At 66.4% G+C, this 837-nt stretch carries 2 pseudogenes; both read right to left on the reverse strand.

From position 1 onward, the window contains the following. Positions 1-245, reverse strand: a pseudogene (locus D7Y04_RS46150) (hypothetical protein); the annotation flags it as partial. 233 nt (positions 246-478) lie between these two features. Next, positions 479-837: pseudogene (locus D7Y04_RS42475) on the reverse strand (hypothetical protein); the annotation flags it as partial.

The raw sequence follows: 837 nt of genomic DNA on the forward strand, positions 1-837 counted from the left end.
CCACTCTTCCGCCGCCTGACGCGTCTCGAACGTCCCCGCGACGACGACATCCTCGATGGCTGGCGCAGAGAACGAACGGAAGCTCCCCGGTATTCATCCATCCGCCCACGGTCCTGGAGGTAGATACATGCGACCGCGGCAATCCGAAGCGCTTCATCCTCCTCGGACGCGTCGCCGTCCTTTTCATTGATGCGCCGAAGCGCGTCGAGCGCTGCCTCCACCCGGAAGTTCTGGTTGTACTTCATGAATGTTTCCCTGAAGAGCAAGCGGAGCCGGTGGGACTGTTGGGCGCGATGACGCTGGTGGCACGCAGCTTCGAAACGCCCGTGTATGCGATGGAGCCGCCGGACAGCGACCGCGCGGCGCTGGTGCGTTCGTGTAGCGCGGGCTCTCTGCGCGCGGGACATGCGCATCATCACCGGGCACCGGCATCAAGGAGGCGGCGCGGCTGGCGTGGAGTTGAGCGAAGGGCTCTCCCTCAGGCCCGGTGCCGCTCCGCCTCACGGAAGAACTGGGTGAGCGAGGAGTCCAGCAACGACTGGCGGGACTGCATGTACCGGCGGGCGCGGAGGAAGGGCAGCCAGACGCGCTGGCCGACACGCACCTGGGACTCCTCCAGCTTCCGCCGTGGCAGCCACTCCCCGTTCAGGTGTTTCACCAGCACGTCGCCCAGGTAGGCCCCCACAGCTGGGGCGGTATGCCCGTCGATGAGGTCCCGCTTGTAGCGCTCCGGAAAGTTCTCCCGCCAGAAGTGGAAGTCCAGGTCCGTGAGGGACTCGGGCGTTGCGGCCATGATGGACGGCACCTTCGTGTGCAGCGCGGCCACGAGTCCTTCGG

Source organism: Corallococcus sp. AB038B (assembly GCF_003668955.1).
Taxonomy (GTDB): domain Bacteria; phylum Myxococcota; class Myxococcia; order Myxococcales; family Myxococcaceae; genus Corallococcus; species Corallococcus exiguus.